14 protein-coding genes and 1 pseudogene are annotated in these 18586 nt (G+C 39.5%); all 15 read right to left on the reverse strand.

Annotated elements, in window-relative coordinates:
* Positions 1-71 precede the first annotated feature (71 nt).
* The 15 genes and pseudogenes from BMX63_RS00115 to menB all read right to left on the reverse strand — a co-directional run bounded on the left by BMX63_RS00115 (position 72) and on the right by menB (position 18576).
* Entirely contained in the window at positions 72-1598 is a 1527-nt protein-coding gene (locus BMX63_RS00115) for a sodium:solute symporter family protein (protein ID WP_093130743.1), read from the reverse strand.
* Between the two features lie 50 nt (positions 1599-1648).
* A complete protein-coding gene (locus BMX63_RS00120) occupies positions 1649-1867 on the reverse strand; it encodes a hypothetical protein (RefSeq protein ID WP_093130745.1) in 219 nt (72 codons plus the stop codon).
* Positions 1868-1883: 16 nt separating this feature from the next.
* Positions 1884-2321, reverse strand: coding sequence for a hypothetical protein (locus tag BMX63_RS00125; protein ID WP_093130747.1), 438 nt, complete (start codon positions 2319-2321; stop codon positions 1884-1886).
* Positions 2322-2338: 17 nt separating this feature from the next.
* Positions 2339-3082, reverse strand: a complete 744-nt coding sequence (locus BMX63_RS00130; protein WP_093130749.1) for an SDR family NAD(P)-dependent oxidoreductase — start codon at positions 3080-3082, stop codon at positions 2339-2341.
* A 55-nt stretch (positions 3083-3137) separates the two neighbouring features.
* Entirely contained in the window at positions 3138-4118 is a 981-nt protein-coding gene (locus tag BMX63_RS00135; RefSeq protein WP_093130751.1) for an NADPH:quinone oxidoreductase family protein, read from the reverse strand.
* A 116-nt stretch (positions 4119-4234) separates the two neighbouring features.
* Positions 4235-5773, reverse strand: a complete 1539-nt coding sequence (locus BMX63_RS00140) for an acyl-CoA carboxylase subunit beta (protein ID WP_093130753.1) — start codon at positions 5771-5773, stop codon at positions 4235-4237.
* Between the two features lie 461 nt (positions 5774-6234).
* Complete coding sequence (locus BMX63_RS00145; RefSeq protein WP_093130755.1) at positions 6235-7887, reverse strand: class I adenylate-forming enzyme family protein; 1653 nt, start codon at positions 7885-7887, stop codon at positions 6235-6237.
* 38 nt (positions 7888-7925) lie between these two features.
* On the reverse strand, positions 7926-9875 hold the full coding sequence (locus tag BMX63_RS00150) for an acetyl-CoA carboxylase biotin carboxyl carrier protein subunit (RefSeq protein WP_093130757.1): 1950 nt from the start codon (positions 9873-9875) through the stop codon (positions 7926-7928).
* 24 nt (positions 9876-9899) lie between these two features.
* The gene (locus BMX63_RS00155; RefSeq protein WP_093130759.1) at positions 9900-11453 is read right to left on the reverse strand and encodes an acyl-CoA carboxylase subunit beta; all 1554 of its coding nucleotides are present in this window, start codon (positions 11451-11453) and stop codon (positions 9900-9902) included.
* Between the two features lie 29 nt (positions 11454-11482).
* Positions 11483-12244 (reverse strand): enoyl-CoA hydratase, encoded by a 762-nt coding sequence (locus tag BMX63_RS00160; protein ID WP_093130761.1) that lies wholly within the window; start codon positions 12242-12244, stop codon positions 11483-11485.
* A gap of 936 nt (positions 12245-13180) precedes the next feature.
* A pseudogene (locus BMX63_RS00170) lies at positions 13181-13743 on the reverse strand (TetR/AcrR family transcriptional regulator).
* Positions 13744-14017: 274 nt separating this feature from the next.
* Positions 14018-14836: an ABC transporter ATP-binding protein gene (locus tag BMX63_RS00175; protein WP_093130765.1), complete on the reverse strand. Its 819-nt coding sequence runs from the start codon at positions 14834-14836 to the stop codon at positions 14018-14020.
* A gap of 168 nt (positions 14837-15004) precedes the next feature.
* Positions 15005-16117, reverse strand: a complete 1113-nt coding sequence (gene menC / locus BMX63_RS00180) for an o-succinylbenzoate synthase (protein ID WP_245732655.1) — start codon at positions 16115-16117, stop codon at positions 15005-15007.
* Positions 16107-17606: an o-succinylbenzoate--CoA ligase gene (locus BMX63_RS00185; protein ID WP_093130769.1), complete on the reverse strand. Its 1500-nt coding sequence runs from the start codon at positions 17604-17606 to the stop codon at positions 16107-16109. Before BMX63_RS00185 ends, menC begins: the two co-directional genes overlap by 11 nt.
* A gap of 151 nt (positions 17607-17757) precedes the next feature.
* Positions 17758-18576 carry a 1,4-dihydroxy-2-naphthoyl-CoA synthase gene (gene menB / locus BMX63_RS00190; protein WP_093130771.1) on the reverse strand — a complete coding sequence of 273 codons (819 nt, stop codon included), beginning with the start codon at positions 18574-18576 and terminating at the stop codon, positions 17758-17760.
* Positions 18577-18586 lie beyond the last annotated feature (10 nt).

Consider the following 18586-nt stretch of genomic DNA (forward strand, 5'->3'; position numbering starts at 1 on the left):
ATGTTCTTCTTTTTTCTTTTTACAAAAAAATTGGTTTACCGTTTTTAAGAAAAAGGGTATGCTCCTATTTATCAGTTAAATGAATTAGCTTTTTCTGAAACTCCGCTTGCGGCTCTTTCATTTGAAGTATTATACGTTTCTTTTTTGTGATACATCTCTAACTTTAAAAGTGTTTCTTCTGATGGTTTTTCTGTAAAATTTGAAACTACCATCGTTACTACTAATGAAAGGGGTAAGGAAACTAAAATCTCGGAATTATAAGGCATCTCAAAGAGGAAAAATGCAATTAAAAAACTGACACCACCAACTATAATACCTGATACAGCACCAGAAACGTTTGCTTTTTTCCACCAAATCCCCAAAACCATTGGGCTAAACAGACAAGCTACCATAAAACCTACTGCTCCTGTATAAAGTACAACCAAATATTGTGGTGGATTTAAAGTCAACAGCATAATCACTAAACCTATAAACCAGGTAGCAATCATAGATACTTTTAATGTTTTTTGCTGGTCAGCCTCGGTATTCACAACCCCTTTATATAAGTCATAGGCTATAGCACTGCTGATGGCAAGCAATAAAGAGTCTGTTGATGACATAACAGCAGCCATAATGCCCGCAGCAATAATCCCCATGATAATTGGACCAAAAAATGTTTCAGCTATTAACAAAAGCCACATATCGGAAGGATTGTTTTGCAGCAAAGATTCTCCAAGCGTTCCGATAAACGGTACCAATAAAAAGACCAGCCCCAACATTAAAATACCGTAGATTAGCATACTGATATTTAACGATAACTTTGCACTTTTGGAGTTGGTTGAAGTAAAAATGCGCATAACCAAGTGTGGGGTAATACTGACTGCTGTTGCCCAAGTTACAAATGCCCCTAAATACCCTGCTACGGGAACGGTCGCGCCTACATTGCCCAGGCGTTGATTTTGAGTTGTAGCTTGATTGAAAAAATCAATCCATGATACTGGCAAGTGGATGATACCTGCAATTATTAAAGATAAAACGATAATAATCATTAATAACCCCTGGAGCAGATTAGTCCATGTTACCGCAAGCATTCCCCCCATGGAAACATATAAAATGAAAACCAGCGCAATGATAACTACTCCCCATTCATAAGACAAGCCAGTAACATAGGAAGTAATTAATCCACCGGCTTTCATTTGTGACATCAAGTACATCCCTGACCCCATGATGATTACAATCGGTACGGCAATTTTTATAGCTTTGCTGTCACTATACCGATCATTGAGAAATTCAGTAACCGTGACTTTCCTAGAGTTTCTAAGTGGTTTTGCTACCAATATACTTGCCAAAGCAAATCCCACAATTGAGCCGACAGTCATCCAGGATAAAAAAGGAATACCTAATTGCCACACGGTACCCGGTCCTGCCATAAAAGATCCGCCACTTCCTAATGCAGCAAGAATGGCCAGGGAATTTGCCACAGTACCAATATTCCGGCCAGCCGCATAATAATTAGCCATCTCCGCATTAGAGGAGGAAATTTTTCGTTGTGCCCAGATTCCCAATATAATACAGAACATAACATATAAAATAATGATACTAAGCTCTGTATATTTCACACACTAACCTCCCTCTTTAAATTGGGTTATGTCATCTATTAAGAATGCTTCTATTTCCTTTTATCCTGCCTTTCCGAAAGGGCTACCAATATCCCAGTAATTGGTGTAAGGAAAAAAAGCAGACTACCACCCCAAGCTACGAGCGATATGTCTAATAGTTTAATCTCATATGTCCAGGGAAGAAAAAACAAAAGCACATATAAGACAATTGCAATAAAAAAGATTGCATCCTTCTTTGGCATCGGAAACCAATTTCTGCTCTCCTTCATAAGAGAAACCTCCCATTCATCTATTTAGAAAACGCTTCCATTTTAATTTAGTAAACATTTGGAGCAATACGGCAAAACGGAAACGGGGATATTTTGTTATATTCCAAGGGGGATGAGGGCATTGAGTGGCAAATTTGTGCAGAATAACTGGTAATATATGACTTACCTTATTGTTATACTTGACTGAAAGCAACGAAATTCCATTAAAATGCCTGAATGTTCCAAGCAGTGAAGTAAATATTCGTGTGATGGGATCTGCGGAAACATAGATAATGGTTAGTACGAAGCCTTCAGCTTTCATAATCAGTTGTTCATGATTTGGATCATACATAACATTTGGGGGCGCTCTCTCCATATCATATTTAATATGCTGCTCTTTCAAAATTTGCTTAAATAGCTGAATGGCATCACTTTGGGAGATGTTTGCATACGCTTCCCATTTATTTTTCAGCATAAATTTCCCTGCCTTCTTTAAAGATTTAGTGTGCCTCCATCTATCACAAGTGTTTCACCTGTGATAAAGGATGCTTCATCTGATGCGAGGAATAAAACAGCATTGGCAATTTCTTCAGGTTCTCCAATCCTTCTTAACGCATTTGCTGTAGATAATACCGGCCACTTATCTGTTTTTTTCCAGTCCTCCACCATATTTGTATCAATAATTCCTGGTGCAATTGCATTTACACGAATATTCTTTCTTCCAAATTCGGTTGCTGCAGTTTTCGTCAAGGTAATTACACCGCTTTTTGAGGCAGAATAGGCAGATACAAGTTTTTGTCCTTTAATCCCAGCAATACTAGCCGTATTAATAATGGAACCACCAGAATCCATCCTCGGAATCACATGCTTCATCCCTAGAAAAATACCTGTGATATTTACATCCATAACTTGATTCCATTCTTCCAGTGAAACATCAGGCAACTTCTTTTCCTCACTATTTACCCCAGCGTTACCAAAGTAGATATCAATTTTTCCATATGAATCTATTACTCTGTCTGCCATGTCCTGCACATCTTTAGGAACGGTCATATTACATTGAATAGATTCAGCGTCTCCGCCCATTTTCTTAATCATGTCCGCTGTCTGTTTTGCAGCTTCTTCGCTGATATCTGCAACAGCCACTTTTGCTCCCTCTTTAGCAAAACGTAATGCCGTCGCTCTGCCTATGTCCCCTCCTCCTCCAGTTACAATCGCTACCTTATTTTCTAATCGCATATCATCACCCTTTCTACAATTTTAAAACCAGTCAGTTAGGATCTATAAGGTGTATTTATGGAATGGCTATCAATTTTCCATATGTTTTCCGGTCAGATAACACTTCGAGGGCATTTGGAACATCATTAAAATCATATTCGTTATATATCAGTGTTTGGATATATTTTCCATTGTATAGGCTGATTAGCTCATCATGAATATTTCGTACTTCTTCCGGAAACTTTTTAGCAAACAAGCCCCAGTGCACACCAACTATGGAATAACTTTTGATTAATGCATGGTTTACTGGTGCTTCCGGAATACGGCCACCGGCAAATCCTATTACTAAAATACGACCATCAAAAGCAATACATTTTCGTGACCGGTCAAATACATCAGCTCCAACAGAATCATAGATTACATCTGCACCACGTCCATCTGTTTCTTCTTTAACTACCGATACAAAATCTTCAGCCTTATAATCAATAGCAATGTCTGCCCCTAATTCTTTGCAGATCTTTACTTTCTCCGGTCCACCTGCTGTAGCAATAACTTTTGCTCCTTTTGCTTTACCAAGCTGAATCGCAGCAGAACCTACTCCACCTGCACCTGCATGCACTAATAAAGTCTCTCCTGCTTGAAGCTTGCTCCGGTAAAATAGCGCATAGTAAGAAGTTTGATAGGTTATAAACATTCCGGCGGCTTCACTTGCTGACATTGTCTCCGGTATAACGTATACCGATTCCTCCGGGACACTGACAAATTCAGACAGACCTCCATCTGGCAGGCCAGGCGTTGCAATAACCCGTGTCCCTTCACTTAATTTAGCGCCATTCCCTGTTTCACGAATCACCCCTGCTATTTCAGATCCTGGCGTAAAGGGGATTGGAGGCTTCTCCTGATATTTCCCCTGACAAAGCAGAATATCAAAAAAGTTGAGAGAAGAGGCTTCAACTTCTATTAATACTTCTCCATCCTTAACATTTGGCTGGTCTGTGTCCATTAATTCCAGTACATCTTTTGGGTCTCCCAATTTTGTTACCTTCCAGCTACGCATCAAATTACTCCTTTCAATTTAAGCTTAATACTAAATGGATAGTATTTTTTGAAGATTAAGATATTTCATTTTACCTTTATACAATTAAGTCCCTTTTTACGTATTACATGCTCAAATTAAAAACCTGTTGGCCAGTTTGCTAATAGTTTTTTACTCATGGAACCATTTTTGGCACAAGAATATTCCAATGTTTGACTGAGGAATTTTCTAGTATCTCTTGGATCAATTATGTCATCAATTAAATGCTTACCTGCTGCTTTATATGGTGAGCTGTCAAAGCCCCATGTTTCCAGTAATTCTGAACGTTTTTCCTTTACATTTTCTGCATTTTGTAATTCATTCCCATAAACAACATTAATGCCAACTTCCGGTCCTGTGAAATTAATTTCAGCTGTTGGCCAGGCCACAACAAAATCAGCCCCCATCGTAGGTCCACACATATTACCGTAAGCAGCACCAATACTTTTACGAATAACGATTGAAATCTTAGGTACAGTGGATTGGGCTAATGCCTGGTTCCACATCATAATTTTTGTTGGCATTTTCAGCTTCTCTGCATCACTCGATACACGAAAACCGGGAATATCATGTAAGAAAATGAGCGGTATATTATAAGAGTCACATAGGCAGATAAAGTCAGTCGCTTTTTCGCACTCCTTTGCTCCGGCTGCACCAGCAAATTGCATCGGTTGATTTGCAATCATGCCAACTACTCTGCCATTTATTCTCGTCAAAACCGTAATAAGTGCTTTGCCATAATCGGGTTTTAATTCAAAATAATCCCCTTCATCTGCAATGAGCTTAATAACCCTTTTCATATCATAGGCACGCTTAGTCCTTGTTGGTACAAGGTTTACAATTTCCTCTAAATCACGCTCTGGATCATCAGTTGTTTCCCGGTAAAATGGTTCTTCCTCTGAGTTCTGAGGCATGTAGTCGAGAAATTTTTTCATGTTTTCAATTGCTTCTTCTTCTGTTTCAGAAAAACGCTCAGCCTGCCCTGTATATTCGGCGTGTACCTCCCATCCTCCTAGCTGTTCGTTTGATACTTTTTCTCCTGTTGCAACTTCCAGCATACGTGGTCCGGCAACAGCCATAGCTGTTCCTTTAACCTGACTTACAAAATCAGATGAAACGGCTGTCCATGTCGGCCCTCCAAAACTGTCTCCCAGAATGGAAGTGATCATCGGCACTTGCCGATGATGCTGCAATAATTCCTGAGGAAACAGCATTTGACTTATACCATCAGACCCCATACCATCTGGCATACGCAGACCTCCGCCTTCCATAAGATTAAACAAAGGGAGACCCCGCTTTACTGCAAGGTTATGCAATGCTCGTGTTTTGCGGAAATAAACCCTACCCTCTGTTCCAGCAAAGACAGTTTTATCTGCAGCCTGCAGAGCAATGGGACGGCCATTCACTTTCGCAAGTCCTGTAATAACTCCATCTCCCGCACTGTTTGTTTCTTTTCCGTCTTGATCCGAATGGGCAAGTTGACCTAATTCTAAAAAGCTCCCCGGATCTATCAGTTTCTCTATTCGCTCCCTCGCCGTATAAAACCCAAGTTGATGCTGCTTTTCTATTTTTTGAAGGCCTCCTCCAAGCTTTGCATGATCTTTTTTCGTTACTAATTCATCAATTTCTTTTTCCATCTCAGCCCTCCTTTAATAGGATAGTAATAGGTTGGTTTCTAAAAGATGGTGCATTATAATTTCATCTTGATGCCCTTTTCAAGCAGTTGAAATACACGGAGACTCCTAGCCGGCTAAAAACCGCACGTCCTGTGTCAAAGCCGACACTAGAACGTCCTGTTCGTCGCGGGAAAAGTGAGACAGGTCAGTCCCTGCACTTAAAAAGCGGAGACGACCGTTTAGGCCCGACTGGATAAGGAAGCCCGCGTAAAGGCTGTGTTCTTTCAGCCTTGGAGAGGGATTGCTTATATCAGCTTGGGCCTGGGAGTCGGAGCTAGACTAAAGCGTAGCGAGAAGGCTTACCGCTCACCCGCGGAAAACGTAATATATATCAACTGCTGTCGTCCGAGCAAGAAGCTATGCGAAAACAGCCTATTATTAACTAAATTTCAGATATTTAAAGCCCTTTGCATGCTTTTGAATTATTCTTTAAGGAGTCTTCTTAATACTTTTCCTGAACTCGTTGCCGGCAGACTATCAATAAACTCCAACGAACGCGGATATTTATAAGCGGCCATTTTATCCTTTGCCCAATCTATCAATTCATTTTCACTGATTTTGCCTTTATATTGAGGTTTTAAAACAACATATGCTTTCACAATTTCACCTTTACTTGCATCAGGCACTCCAATACAAGCAACCTGTGAAATCGCCTCATGATCACTCATCAGTGACTCAACGTCTTCCGGAAATATACTGAATCCTGACGATTTAATCATTTCTTTTATGCGACCATTAAAATATAAATATCCATCCTCATCTACTTTTCCGATATCACCGGTGAATACCCACCCATCACGCAGCGTTTCTTCAGTAGCATCAGGACGGTTAAGATACCCTTTAAACACCCCAGGATTTTTAACCACAATTTCTCCCTGCTCCCCAGGTGGCAGATCCTCTCCGGTTTCCATATCAACAATACGAATCTTTGTATCGTATGTTGCAATCCCACATGTTCCATATTTGATATGTTCAATTGGCATGAAAGTGTCACATGTATGTGTTTCACTTAGTCCATAGGCCGCCTCCAGCAATACGCATCCGTTAGTTAAACTTTTCCATTTCTGAGCTAATTGTTCGTCTACCTGCATTCCGAAACTGGTAGCAAAATTAAGTTCCAGTGAAGTCAAATCTCGACTCTCTATTTCTGGATAATTTACTATCGCTGCATTCATTGTAGCAACCGTATATAATTTATTAATTTTATAGTCTTCTATTGCTTTGATAGCTGCTTCAGGGTCGAAGCGCGTGAGCAAAACACAGGACAGTGCCCTGTAAACCGGAATATTCACTCCCATAACCATTCCCGCAATATGGCATAACGGCGCAGAAGCAAGCGTCTTATCCTCTTGTTCCAACCTGTAACTATGAACAGTCGCAGCCGTCTTAAATAACGCATTCCCATATGTCAGCATCGCAGCCTTAGGTCTTCCCGTGGTTCCTGATGTGAATACCATGAGTCCGACATCATTCCAAATATCAATGGGTTCTGTTTCTATTAAAGGATCAACGGAGTCCATCATTCTTTTCATATCGAAAGCGTTTTCAATATCCTTCTTCTTGCTTAATAATTCATCAGGGATAGGCAATGTTAACGATTCAGGCAGAAAATCAGCATAATTCGTTGTAACCAAAAACTGAAGTGATGACATGTTATCTTTAATATTGTCAACCTGAGTGTATAATTCATCACCTAAAACAATCGCTTTAATCTCACCTTCATTGATGAAATAATCCAATTCGCTTTCCTTATACATGGGGTTCAACGGTACAACTATTGCCCCAATCATTTGAACAGCATAATGCGCTATCAAATATTGGGGACAGTTTTGCATATAGAGTCCTACGCAATCCCCTTTTTTAATTCCCTGTATTTTTAGGAAACCTGCAAAACTTCTCATGTAATCCTCTAATTTTTTCCAAGCAATCGTATTTCCATAAAAGATATATCCAGGTTTATCCGGTAATTCCTTGGCATTTTGCAGCAAGTATTCATGCAGGGGTTTTTCGCCTAATCGGTACTCTAACTTATCCGGAAGTTCTTTTGGCCAGCTTTTTTTCAAAACCTCATTCATGATTTAACCTCCTTTATATGCTCACGTAAAAAAATGATTCATTCGATGGTGAGCAGTACATCTCCCTCATTAACAAATTCTCCTTCTTGAATGTTTACCTTGCTTATTTTCCCGCTCGTTTCAGCTGCAATGGGGATTTCCATTTTCATAGACTCTAAAATGACAAGATCCTGCTCATCTTTAATCTCGTCTCCAGCACCAACCAGAACCTTCCATACACTACCCGCCATACTTGCTTTAATTTCCAAATCCTTTTCCTCCCTTATATGGTTTAGTTTATTCCCATCCGAAAAATACTCTTTCAATTTATATTTTTCTACTTTATTAGTAGGTGTTCGCGGTAACTCGTCGATAAATTTTATATGTTTAGGCCACATGAATTTTGGCATTGTTTCTTGTGTCCATTTTTTTAATTCGTCTTCATTCAATGTTTCGGACTGAGATACAACATAAATAACAATATCATCTTCACCGCCTTCTTTGGCCGGAACAGGAAATGCAGCACAAACTTTTACATCACTATGCTGGTTGACCATATCTTCTACTTGATAGGAAGATATATTTTCACCCTTACTGCGTATTACATCTTTCATTCGATCGACAAAATAAAAATTGTCCTGCTCATCTTTATAACCAGCATCACCTGTATGGAACCAGAGATTTTGAAAAGCTTCAATAGTAGCAACTGGTTTATTAAAGTATTCTTTTAGCTGCAGATGTGGGTAACGTGGTCTTAAAACTAGCTCACCCGGCTCACCTGTACCACATATTTCATCATTTTCATTAACAACAGCTGCTTCATAAAATGGAGTGGTCCTCCCCATGTATCCTTTTGCGAGGTCTCGACTGCCATTTTTAACCGGAATCTGAAGGGAATTGGCTATTTCTGTTGTTTCTTTCTTCGTGTAGCCCTTAAATAAGTGTGCAGGTGTCCCCTGATTTTCTCCCAATTCATCAATTAGACCTACAAATCCCACACCTGCTTCCGTTTGGCCGTAACCTGCAGATACGAAATGAATACCAAATCTTTTAGCAACCTCATGATGATATTTTGGAAGCGGTTGCATATGGACGCGATTTAATGTGTTTACATAATCAACTTCACTCGGCTCTTTATTCATAAGCCATGGAATCATAACATCCAGCAGAATAGCATTCGAAGCTTTGCTTACTTCGATTCTTTTCCAAAAATCAGCAGGACTGAATTTGTCCCAGAGTGCAACGGTACAGCCAAGAAAAGCACCTCTGGCGACTAATGCAAAAGCTCCGCCAACATGATACATTGGCAAATCGTTATAAATGATGTCATCCTGTTTGTTAAAAACCCGAAAGATGTACGTATAGTTATGAATCCATCTGTACGACTGAACTACTCCTTTTGCGTTGCCTGTTGTTCCGGAGGTGTAAATAATGTTTGCAGTGTCATAATAGTTAAGGTGGATATTGGGATTTGAGGTATTACTTCTTAATATTTCATCAAACGAAGCTGTGGTGAAATTCTCATGCGGTTCGATATGAATGCAATCTGACTGATAATCGTGATCCCCTTCTTTTGGGTCATATAGGATTAAAGACAAAGTGGGTATATCTGAATGAATCTCATTTAATAAAGGTACCATCTGTCGTTCCGTAATAAGTATGTCAGGTTCTGTATCGTTAATTTGGTAGGATAATAATCTTCCAGTGTAATTAAAATTGATTGGGCAGTATACTGCCCCTGCCTTCCAAATAGCAAACATCGAAATGGTAGTTATGAACGGATTTTTTAAAAAGACTGAGATTCGGTCCCCTTTTTGAACGCCTCTTTCTAATAAATTATTTGCAACGGAATTTGCCAGTTCATTGAATCGTTGATAGGAAATAGGTCGATCTTCTTCTCCATAATAAATAAACGTTTTCTCTCCAATTTCATCCGCCCATTTTTCCAATTGTTTTGTCACTAATTCCTCTTCAGTCCCCAGGGTCTCTTCAAAACTTTTAACCTCCACTTGTTAGCCCTCCCTAACTAATTTTTATGGACGCATAGTATGAGCTGATGGCCCAAGGTGCTGAGGAAGCATCATGTAAGCATCGTAAATCCAGTCACATAACAGCGGTCTTGTGTCCCTTGGATCAATGATTTCCTCTACCCCGAAAGCTTCTGCTGTTCTTAACGGCGACCTGACACTTTCCATCTTTTCTGTCAATTCCTCAAGTAATTGCTGCGGATTATCACTTTCCTCGAGCTTTCGTTTATAGGCAACTTGTATGCCTCCCTCAACCGGTAAGGAACCCCAATCACCCGAAGGCCATGCATAGCGTAAATGGAGACCATCTCCATTAATCATTCCAGCACCCCCAACACCGAACACTCTTCTTATGATGATTTCAATCATGGGTACTGTTGCCTGATAAATCGCCGAAATGGCACGAACACCTTTTCGAATAGTCCCTCTTTTTTCTGCAGATAACCCAATGGCAATACCCGGTTGATCAACAAAATTCACAATTGGTATATGGAAGGTCTCGCACAAGTCTACAAACCGCTCAATCTTTTCGCAACTTTCAACTGTCAGTCCTCCCCCGCCTACATATGGATCGTTCGCTAAAAATCCTACCGGGTGACCATCCAGACGTGCGAATCCGGTTACGGTACCACCACCATAAAAACGTCCCATCTCAAAGATAGATTCTTTATCGAAAACCATTTTTAGTATCGGCCGAATCTTATATGGTTTCCGGCGATTTTTAGGAATAGCCGAAATTAACTCTTCCTCTCTCCTGTACCGGTCGTCCTCCGATTCTCCCACAGGTGGTAATTGAAATACATTACTTGGCAGGTAAGATAAAAACCTTCGTATATGTTCAAACGCCTCATCTTCTGTTTTGACAATATTATCGATTGCCCCACTTGAGCGATGAACCTGTGTACCTCCCAACTCTTCCTTGGTAAGCTCCTGTCCCACACCAAAATTAACGATTTGTGGTCCGGCCACAAACAACTGTGAAATGTCCTCAACCATTACCGAGAAATGTGAGGCTGCTACCCTGGCAGCTCCAAGACCTGCAACAGATCCCAAACATGCAGCTACGACAGGCACTCTGCCCATGTTTTTCACAACATAGTCCCATGCAGGATTCACAGGAACATAAGTGCGGGATTCTGCTTCCAAAAATTTCACGCTGCCGCCTCCTCCTGTTCCATCAACAAGTCGAACCATGGGTTTTTGCAATTCATGAGCCATTTTTTCAGAGTACATCTGCTTTTCTATAATAGCCCCATCTGCAGCACCGCCTCGGACTGTAAAATCATCTGCACCTATAACCACTTTGCGATGATCAATTTTTCCTGTTCCAATCAGGAAATTAGCAGGTGTGAAGTTCTTTAATTGACTGCCCTCGTATTCCACTTTTCCGGCAATGGCTCCTGTTTCGTGAAAAGTGCCCGAATCAAGAACGCGCTGAATTCTGTCACGTACCGGAAGTTTACCTTTGGAGCGATGCTTTTCTACGTTTTCCTTCCCTCCCATCTCTTGTGCTAATTTCTCTCTTCTTCTAAGCTCATCAATTTCCGGCTGCCAGCTCATACTTGCTCTCCTTTCTGACACGTGCTGATTTATTGATGCTTAAATTGAGGTTTTCTTTTATGAATAAACGCATCTACCCCTTCTTTAATGTCCTCTGTTTGAAAGACCTCCTCAAATAATGCAGCTTCATGTTCAATGCCTTCTTGTAAACTCATAGTAAGGCCTTCATCAGTCGCCTTTTTAATCCTTGCTAATGCCTGAAGAGACTTCTCCGCAATAGTGTTTGCCATTTTCAGTGCTATTTCATATCCAGTTCCATTTTCCACAACCTGATTTACCAACCCAATACTAAGAGCCTCCTTAGAGGTAATTGGGTCACCTATGTACATCATTTCTTTCGCTTTAGCCTCCCCTACCAGTCTAGGAAGTCGCTGGGTACCAGCACCTCCAGGAAATAAACCAAGGTTAATCTCAGGAAAACCAAGCTTTGTATTCTCTTCAGCAATTCTAATGTCGCACGTTAAGGCGAGTTCCAATCCACCACCATAAGTCAGACCATCAAGAACCGCGATTGTTGGTTTTGGCAGATAATCCAGCTCATTCAGCACACTGTGCATAAACATAACGGATTCTTTCCTATTCGGGTTTTTCATCATTTGTGGAAATTCCTTTATATCTGTCCCAGCCATAAAGGCCTTTTCACCTGCTGTAGTCAATAAAACACTCACCACATCATGATCTTCTTTTATCTCTGGAATGACTGTTCCTAATTCTTGTTGTACTTGCTTATTCAAAACGTTTAACGGAGGATTATCAATCGTGATAATGGCAACACCTTCATCTTTTTCCAAGAAACTAAATTTGTCATTTTGTCACCGCTTCTTTTGAATAATCATACCAACCTTACCTTTAGCGCTTTAACTTCAGTATCCTTCAAGTAAGTTTCATACCTCCTAATGCACTACTCATGGCCATTTAATACCCCATAGATTCTGCACACATAATGGCTACTTTCCGATATCATTTTTATTCACCGTGATTTTCTCCTTAAATTAGGCGTTTTAATGTGAGATTGTTTTCCTTATAAATGGATGTTCATTTTCCAATAAGCATAAATACTAACTAGTTGGTATTTTAATGGGAAATAGATTCTGAGATTGCTTGCTATTAAATAATAAATAAAAGCTGAATCATACCGTTAAAAAAAGAATATTCCAATCAAAATTTGTCCCTCGTCGCTCTTACTTCTACAGAAAAAAAACGTAGTATTTCTTCTATTTCTATGCGGACATTGGAAATCCATTCTTCAATAAACCCCTGTTGCTGCCCATTCCCCATAAGACTAACATTATTTGTAATCGCTTACACAAATCTTCAAAAATTTCTTCATCCTTAGAATATACAATTCTATTTTAACTTGAGTGCTTTCTCAAGAATACGGAAAGTTCAATTCTTCTGCCTCCTTTAATTTTCATTATACATACCTACCGGATAGTATTTTCTGAATATTTATTATATTATAACAATGAAAGGATTTATTGTAAATGCTTTGTCTCCTAGTAAAAAAGAGTGATTCAAAACCAAAACATTAACGCATTGAAGACTAAAAAAGGCCCTCCTAGAGAACCTTTTTGTGTCACAAATAAAAGGATTTGATTTTCCAGCACCGTAATTATAACTGGCCTGATCAGATGAAGCAGAAACATGATTTTCTGGTCCTGACATCCTTCCATAACCGGAACATATCCGTTCGTACCCCTTATTCCATCGGGTAATCTTCTTTTTTGTCATTGAATAATCCCCGTTAGAACCATTTCGGCAAATATTTGTGTCAATTCTTCCGGTGATACCTCTCCATCCGGATTAAACCAGTTATAACTCCAATTCGTCACGCCCAGTATGCCAAATGCGGTCATATCAATCCGCAGGTCCTGTGGAAATTCTCCTTTTTCCACACCATTTCGCAGCACATCTTCCACATTAAGGCGAAAATCTTCTCGTTTTGTTTTATATCTTCCCTATTTTCGTTAGTCAAGTGTCGCATTTCCCGAAAAAACACACGAGCTCTTGGGCCTTTATCAGCGATATCTGTTATTAACAATCGAATAATACCGATGATTTTTTCCTTTTGGGTAAGTCCGCCTTTATCTATAATTCGCTTCTGACGCTCTAATAAATTGTAAATGTACTCACGATGTATTTCCATCAAAAGCTGTTCTTTACTTGTAAAATAGTAATAAAACGTACCCTTGGTAACCCCCAACGCATCTACAATGTCCTGAATCGAGGTTTTGCTGAATCCTCTTTCCCCAAATAATAATATAGCTTGATGTGTTATTTGTTCTTTCATTTTTACGACCCCTCTTGTTTCAAATAGTTATGGATGAATTTTTTAATCCCCTCTTTTTATCAGAATATGAAAAATTCTTCTTTCATCTCCCTAATTTACTTTTTATACCTACCAGATAGTATATATTCAGAATATTGGGTATTATTTTATCAGATAGTCGGCTTATTTCCAACATAAGAAAACCATTATGCCTCGCACACTAAAAACCCGGTGTCTTCATAGACCCGGGCATTTAAGTGTATAAGTATTCGATAATGTTGAGGGAAACAAAAAATTATCTTGCTTTTTGCATTTCCTGTTTTATTAAACAACGTCCTTTACCATGAGGGATACACATGGGTGTGCCAAATAAAGGGTCATAAGTGACATCACATGCCATTCGGAAAACGCTTTGTACAAAGTCGATTGTGACAATGTCTTCAGGCTTTCCTTGCTCCCACACTTTTTTATCTTTTAATGCCACAATATGATCTGCATATCTGCATGCCAGATTAATATCATGGAGAACCATCACTATCGTTCGGTTATCGGTTTCATTTAATTCAAAAAGTAAATCTAAAATTTCAATCTGATGAGTCATATCTAAGTATGTGGTCGGTTCATCCAGGAAAATAATATCTGTATCCTGTGCTAATGTCATAGCAATCCAGGCTCTTTGTCTTTGACCACCTGATAAGGAATCAACAAACCGATCCTTTAAATCCAACATATTGGTTGATTCAAGAGCTGTCTCAACTGCTTCTTCGTCTTCCTTACTCCATTTTTTCATCCAGCCCTGATAAGGATAGCGTCCCAATTTAACAAGCTGATAAACCGTTAACCCTTCTGGAGTAGTTGGACTTTGGGGAAGGATTGCCATTTCTTTAGCAACATCTTTTGTCTTGAAGTTGGCAATATTGCTTCCATCTAATATGACCTCTCCATCTTTAGGCTGTAATAATCTGGCTAAAGAGCGTAATAGTGTAGACTTTCCACATCCATTACTTCCAATAAAAACAGTCATTTTCCCCTTAGGAATGGAAATATCCAGATCATTTATAATAATTTCATCACCGTATCCAAGCGTTAATTGATTGGCTGCAAGTGATTCCATTCAAACCTCTCCTTTTAAATGAGAGAATAAAAAGTTAAAGTCCCTCAACCATTTAGAAATAACTGCTGGACTATTTATGTTCTTATTAAAATCTCCACAAAGTCAATTATATGAAAATCATTCTCAATATATACTTTAATTGAAAATGATTCTCGTTTCAAGAGTTTTCTATAAGATTCCTTCTGAACCAATCATTATTGTACGAATTGTCAAAAATTCCACATACTCACGGTTAATCTGAACACCAATACCATATCCTTCAGGTACCTGTACTTCTCCTTCATGAACCTCAATATTTGTTGTGAGAAGATCTCTTTCAAAGTAGCGATTAGAGGCTGAAATATCTCCGGGGATCGTAAATTGAGGTAATGAAGCCAGTGCAATATTATGAGCACGTCCAATACCAGTCTCAAGCATCCCCCCGCACCAAATAGGAATCTGATATGCCTGGCATAAGTTATGTATATTGATAGCCTCGGTAAGTCCTCCTACTCTTCCAGGTTTAATATTCATAATCTGGGCACTTTGTAATTGTATAGCCTGCCAGGCATCATGATACGATTCAACACTTTCATCCAGACATATAGAAGTATCCATTTGCTGTTGGAGTCTTCGATGTAAAACCAGATCTCCAGCAGGAAAAGGCTGTTCAATCATCAACAGACCTAAGTCATCAAGAGAAACTATTTTCTCCATATCCTCTTCATTATACATGCCATTTCCATCAAACATTAGGGGTAGATTGGGCATGATAGAGAAGACATTTTCAAGTAAAGCCCTTTCCTTCCCTTTTTCCACCTTAAGTTTATAGCGCTTATATCCAGCCTTTACATACTCCATTAATCGTTCTTCTAAGTTTTCTCCTAAACTAATAACGACACCAACTTCAATTTTATCTCTTACTCCACCTATACACTCCGCTAAACTCATCCTTTTCTGCTTGGCATATAAATCCCATAATGCTGCTTCTAAAGCTGCCTTTGCCATATAATTTCCTTTCAAAGGACGTAAACAGGCAACCATATCATTTGGATGGTTTATGGGCTCATTTAAGACCTCAGGAATGATTAAATCTGTTAACATCGACCAGGCCGTATCAATCGTTTCAGCTGTATAAAAAGGTGTGGAAAAGGGCACACATTCCCCCCATCCACTTAATCCATCCTCATCTAAAATCTCTATTAAGATAACTTCTCTATCTGTTACTTTTCCAGCATGTGTAACAAAAGGGCTACGAAGCGGTAAAGAAATATGATATAACTGAATATGCTTAATCCTCATCATAGTTATGAATTCCTTTCGTCCATTCTAAAAGAGTCGTGCGAAGCAGTTTCTTTGAAGCATTCCGTGGTAAGGATTTCACAAAATAAATCCTTTTTGGCATTTTATATGAAGCAAGCTGTGTTTGAATATGTTCTAAGATCCTCCCCGATGTTACGCTCTGGTTTTCTCTCCTGACAACAAAAGCTACAGGAACCTGGCCCCACTTATCATCCTCTATTCCGACAACTCCTGCATCTTGAACTCCTTCTATTTCTTTAAGAACAGATTCTATTTCTGCTGGATAAACATTTTCACCACCGGAAATAATTAAATCCTTACGCCGGTCCACTACATAGAGATAGCCCTCTTCATCCAGGTAACCTAAATCACCGGTTTTCAGCCAATCCTGGTCAAATGATTTCTCATTTGCATCCTCTCGTTTGAAATAACCTTTTGTGACCATCGGACCTTTAACCAGGATTTCTCCTACCTCATAAGGTTGATTAATACCATTTTCCTGCTCGATTCGTAATTGGGCAGGAAACAATGGTTTTCCAGCAGATCCCAATTTTTTCAGCGCATCCTGTGAACTTAACGTGATGATTTGGGATGATGTTTCTGTCATCCCATAACTTTGAAAGACAGGAATATTTTTTTCTTTACAGCTTTCCAATAATGGCTTGGGAGCCGGGCCTCCGCCAAGAAGCATACAACGTAAAGTTTCGGGATAAGACTTCTCATGTAAATCAGCCATCAATTGTTCGAGCATCACAGAAACAACCGAAACAATCGTAACGCCTTCCTCCATTATTTCCCGCTGTGCATCCTCTACATGAAAACTTTCATGTAAATGAACCGGCATTCCGTAAAGGAGACTGCGAACAAGAATAGATAGACCACTGACATGAAATAGAGGAACCATAGCCAGCCAACGATCATTTTCATAAAGACCCAAATTTAAAGCTGAGGAGGATGCACTCCAGTAGTGATTCCCATAAGTCAGCTGAACACCTTTTGGAAAACCAGTCGTGCCTGATGTATAGATTATCGTAAACGTATCATCCAAAGCGATTTCTGCTGGAATGGAAAAGGAAACTTGCTCCTGTTGATTGACAGTACTAAAGCAAAACATTTCATCAGCATGCTGTTTTTCAATCTCCTCTCCTTTTCCTTTAAGATCATCCTGGAAAATTAAAAAGCAACTTTCAGAATTCTCATATTGAAACAAGAGCTCTTTCGATGTTAATCGCGTATTTAATAAAACAACTGTTGCTTGTAAATAGGTTAAGGCATGAATAATCGTGACCATTTCATAGCTGTTTTTTGACAATAAAGCTACATGATCATAAGAGGATATTCCAATTCCCTTTAATCTTTCAGCCATTTCAATAGAATCCTTCCGTAATTGCCGAAAAGTTATTTTCGTTCGATCCTTTAGTTGTATCGCTGTTCGGTCTGGTGTTAAATCATATCGTTTCTCAAGCCAATGTGCAATATATGTCAACATCGTGCACCCTTTCTTTTCAGATATCTGATTGTTTACCCAAATATCAGGTATTTATAAGCTCTTTATTCCAGGATAATAGTACCCCATCATACGTGACAAAAACCCTTATCGCAGGTACGACAAGGGTTTTTCACAAATTAATGAATTAGCATTAAGGGAAACGAGGGAATTGTTTAAAGTCTGGTTTTCTCTTTTCTTTAAAGGCGTCGCGTCCTTCTTTCGCTTCATCAGTGGTATAGTAAAGAAGGGTTGCATCTCCACCCATTTGTTGCAGACCAGCCAGTCCATCAGTATCAGCATTAAAGGAAGCTTTTAGGAAACGTAGTGCCGTAGCTGATTTTTCAAGCATTTCCTCACACCACTGTACCGTTTCTGCCTCTAATTGTTCGAGAGGAACAACAGTGTTCACTAAGCCCATTTCATAAGCTTCATCGGCAGAATATTGACGGCATAGGTACCAAATTTCACGGGCACGTTTCTGACCTACCATACGTGCAAGAAGTCCTGCCCCATAACCTGCATCAAAACTTCCTACTTTTGGACCAGTTTGTCCAAATATTGCGTTGTCTGCTGCAATCGTTAAGTCACATACAACGTGGAGAACATGACCGCCACCAATGGCATATCCACTAACCATAGCCACAACAGGTTTAGGAATCACACGAATCAATCGTTGTAAATCTAATACGTTAAGGCGTGGAATTTGGTCCTCACCTACATAGCCGCCATGACCACGAACCTTCTGATCCCCGCCGGAACAAAATGCCTTATCACCCTCACCAGCAAGGATAATTACCCCGACATCAGAATTGTCTCGCGCTCTTGAAAAGGCATCAATTAACTCATTTACCGTTAAAGGCGTAAAAGCATTACGAACCTCTGGACGGTTAATCGTAATCTTAGCGATACCATTATACGTTTCATACTTAATCTCTTCATAATCACGCTCTTTCACCCATTCAATTGCCATAAAAAGAATC

Source organism: Salinibacillus kushneri, assembly GCF_900111405.1.
GTDB classification, from domain to species: Bacteria; Bacillota; Bacilli; order Bacillales; family Alkalibacillaceae; genus Salinibacillus; species Salinibacillus kushneri.

Bases quoted from the DNA above. Each gene is read 5' to 3' on its own strand.
- BMX63_RS00120 (WP_093130745.1), bottom strand. From the start codon at position 1,867: ATGAAGGAGAGCAGAAATTGGTTTCCGATGCCAAAGAAGGATGCAATC.
- BMX63_RS00125 (WP_093130747.1), bottom strand. From the start codon at position 2,321: ATGCTGAAAAATAAATGGGAAGCGTATGCAAACATCTCCCAAAGTGAT.
- BMX63_RS00130 (WP_093130749.1), bottom strand. From the start codon at position 3,082: ATGCGATTAGAAAATAAGGTAGCGATTGTAACTGGAGGAGGAGGGGAC.
- BMX63_RS00135 (WP_093130751.1), bottom strand. From the start codon at position 4,118: ATGCGTAGCTGGAAGGTAACAAAATTGGGAGACCCAAAAGATGTACTG.
- BMX63_RS00140 (WP_093130753.1), bottom strand. From the start codon at position 5,773: ATGGAAAAAGAAATTGATGAATTAGTAACGAAAAAAGATCATGCAAAG.
- BMX63_RS00145 (WP_093130755.1), bottom strand. From the start codon at position 7,887: ATGAATGAGGTTTTGAAAAAAAGCTGGCCAAAAGAACTTCCGGATAAG.
- BMX63_RS00155 (WP_093130759.1), bottom strand. From the start codon at position 11,453: ATGAGCTGGCAGCCGGAAATTGATGAGCTTAGAAGAAGAGAGAAATTA.
- BMX63_RS00175 (WP_093130765.1), bottom strand. From the start codon at position 14,836: ATGGAATCACTTGCAGCCAATCAATTAACGCTTGGATACGGTGATGAA.
- menC (WP_245732655.1), bottom strand. From the start codon at position 16,117: ATGAGGATTAAGCATATTCAGTTATATCATATTTCTTTACCGCTTCGT.
- BMX63_RS00185 (WP_093130769.1), bottom strand. From the start codon at position 17,606: ATGTTGACATATATTGCACATTGGCTTGAGAAACGATATGATTTAACA.
- menB (WP_093130771.1), bottom strand. From the start codon at position 18,576: ATGGCAATTGAATGGGTGAAAGAGCGTGATTATGAAGAGATTAAGTAT.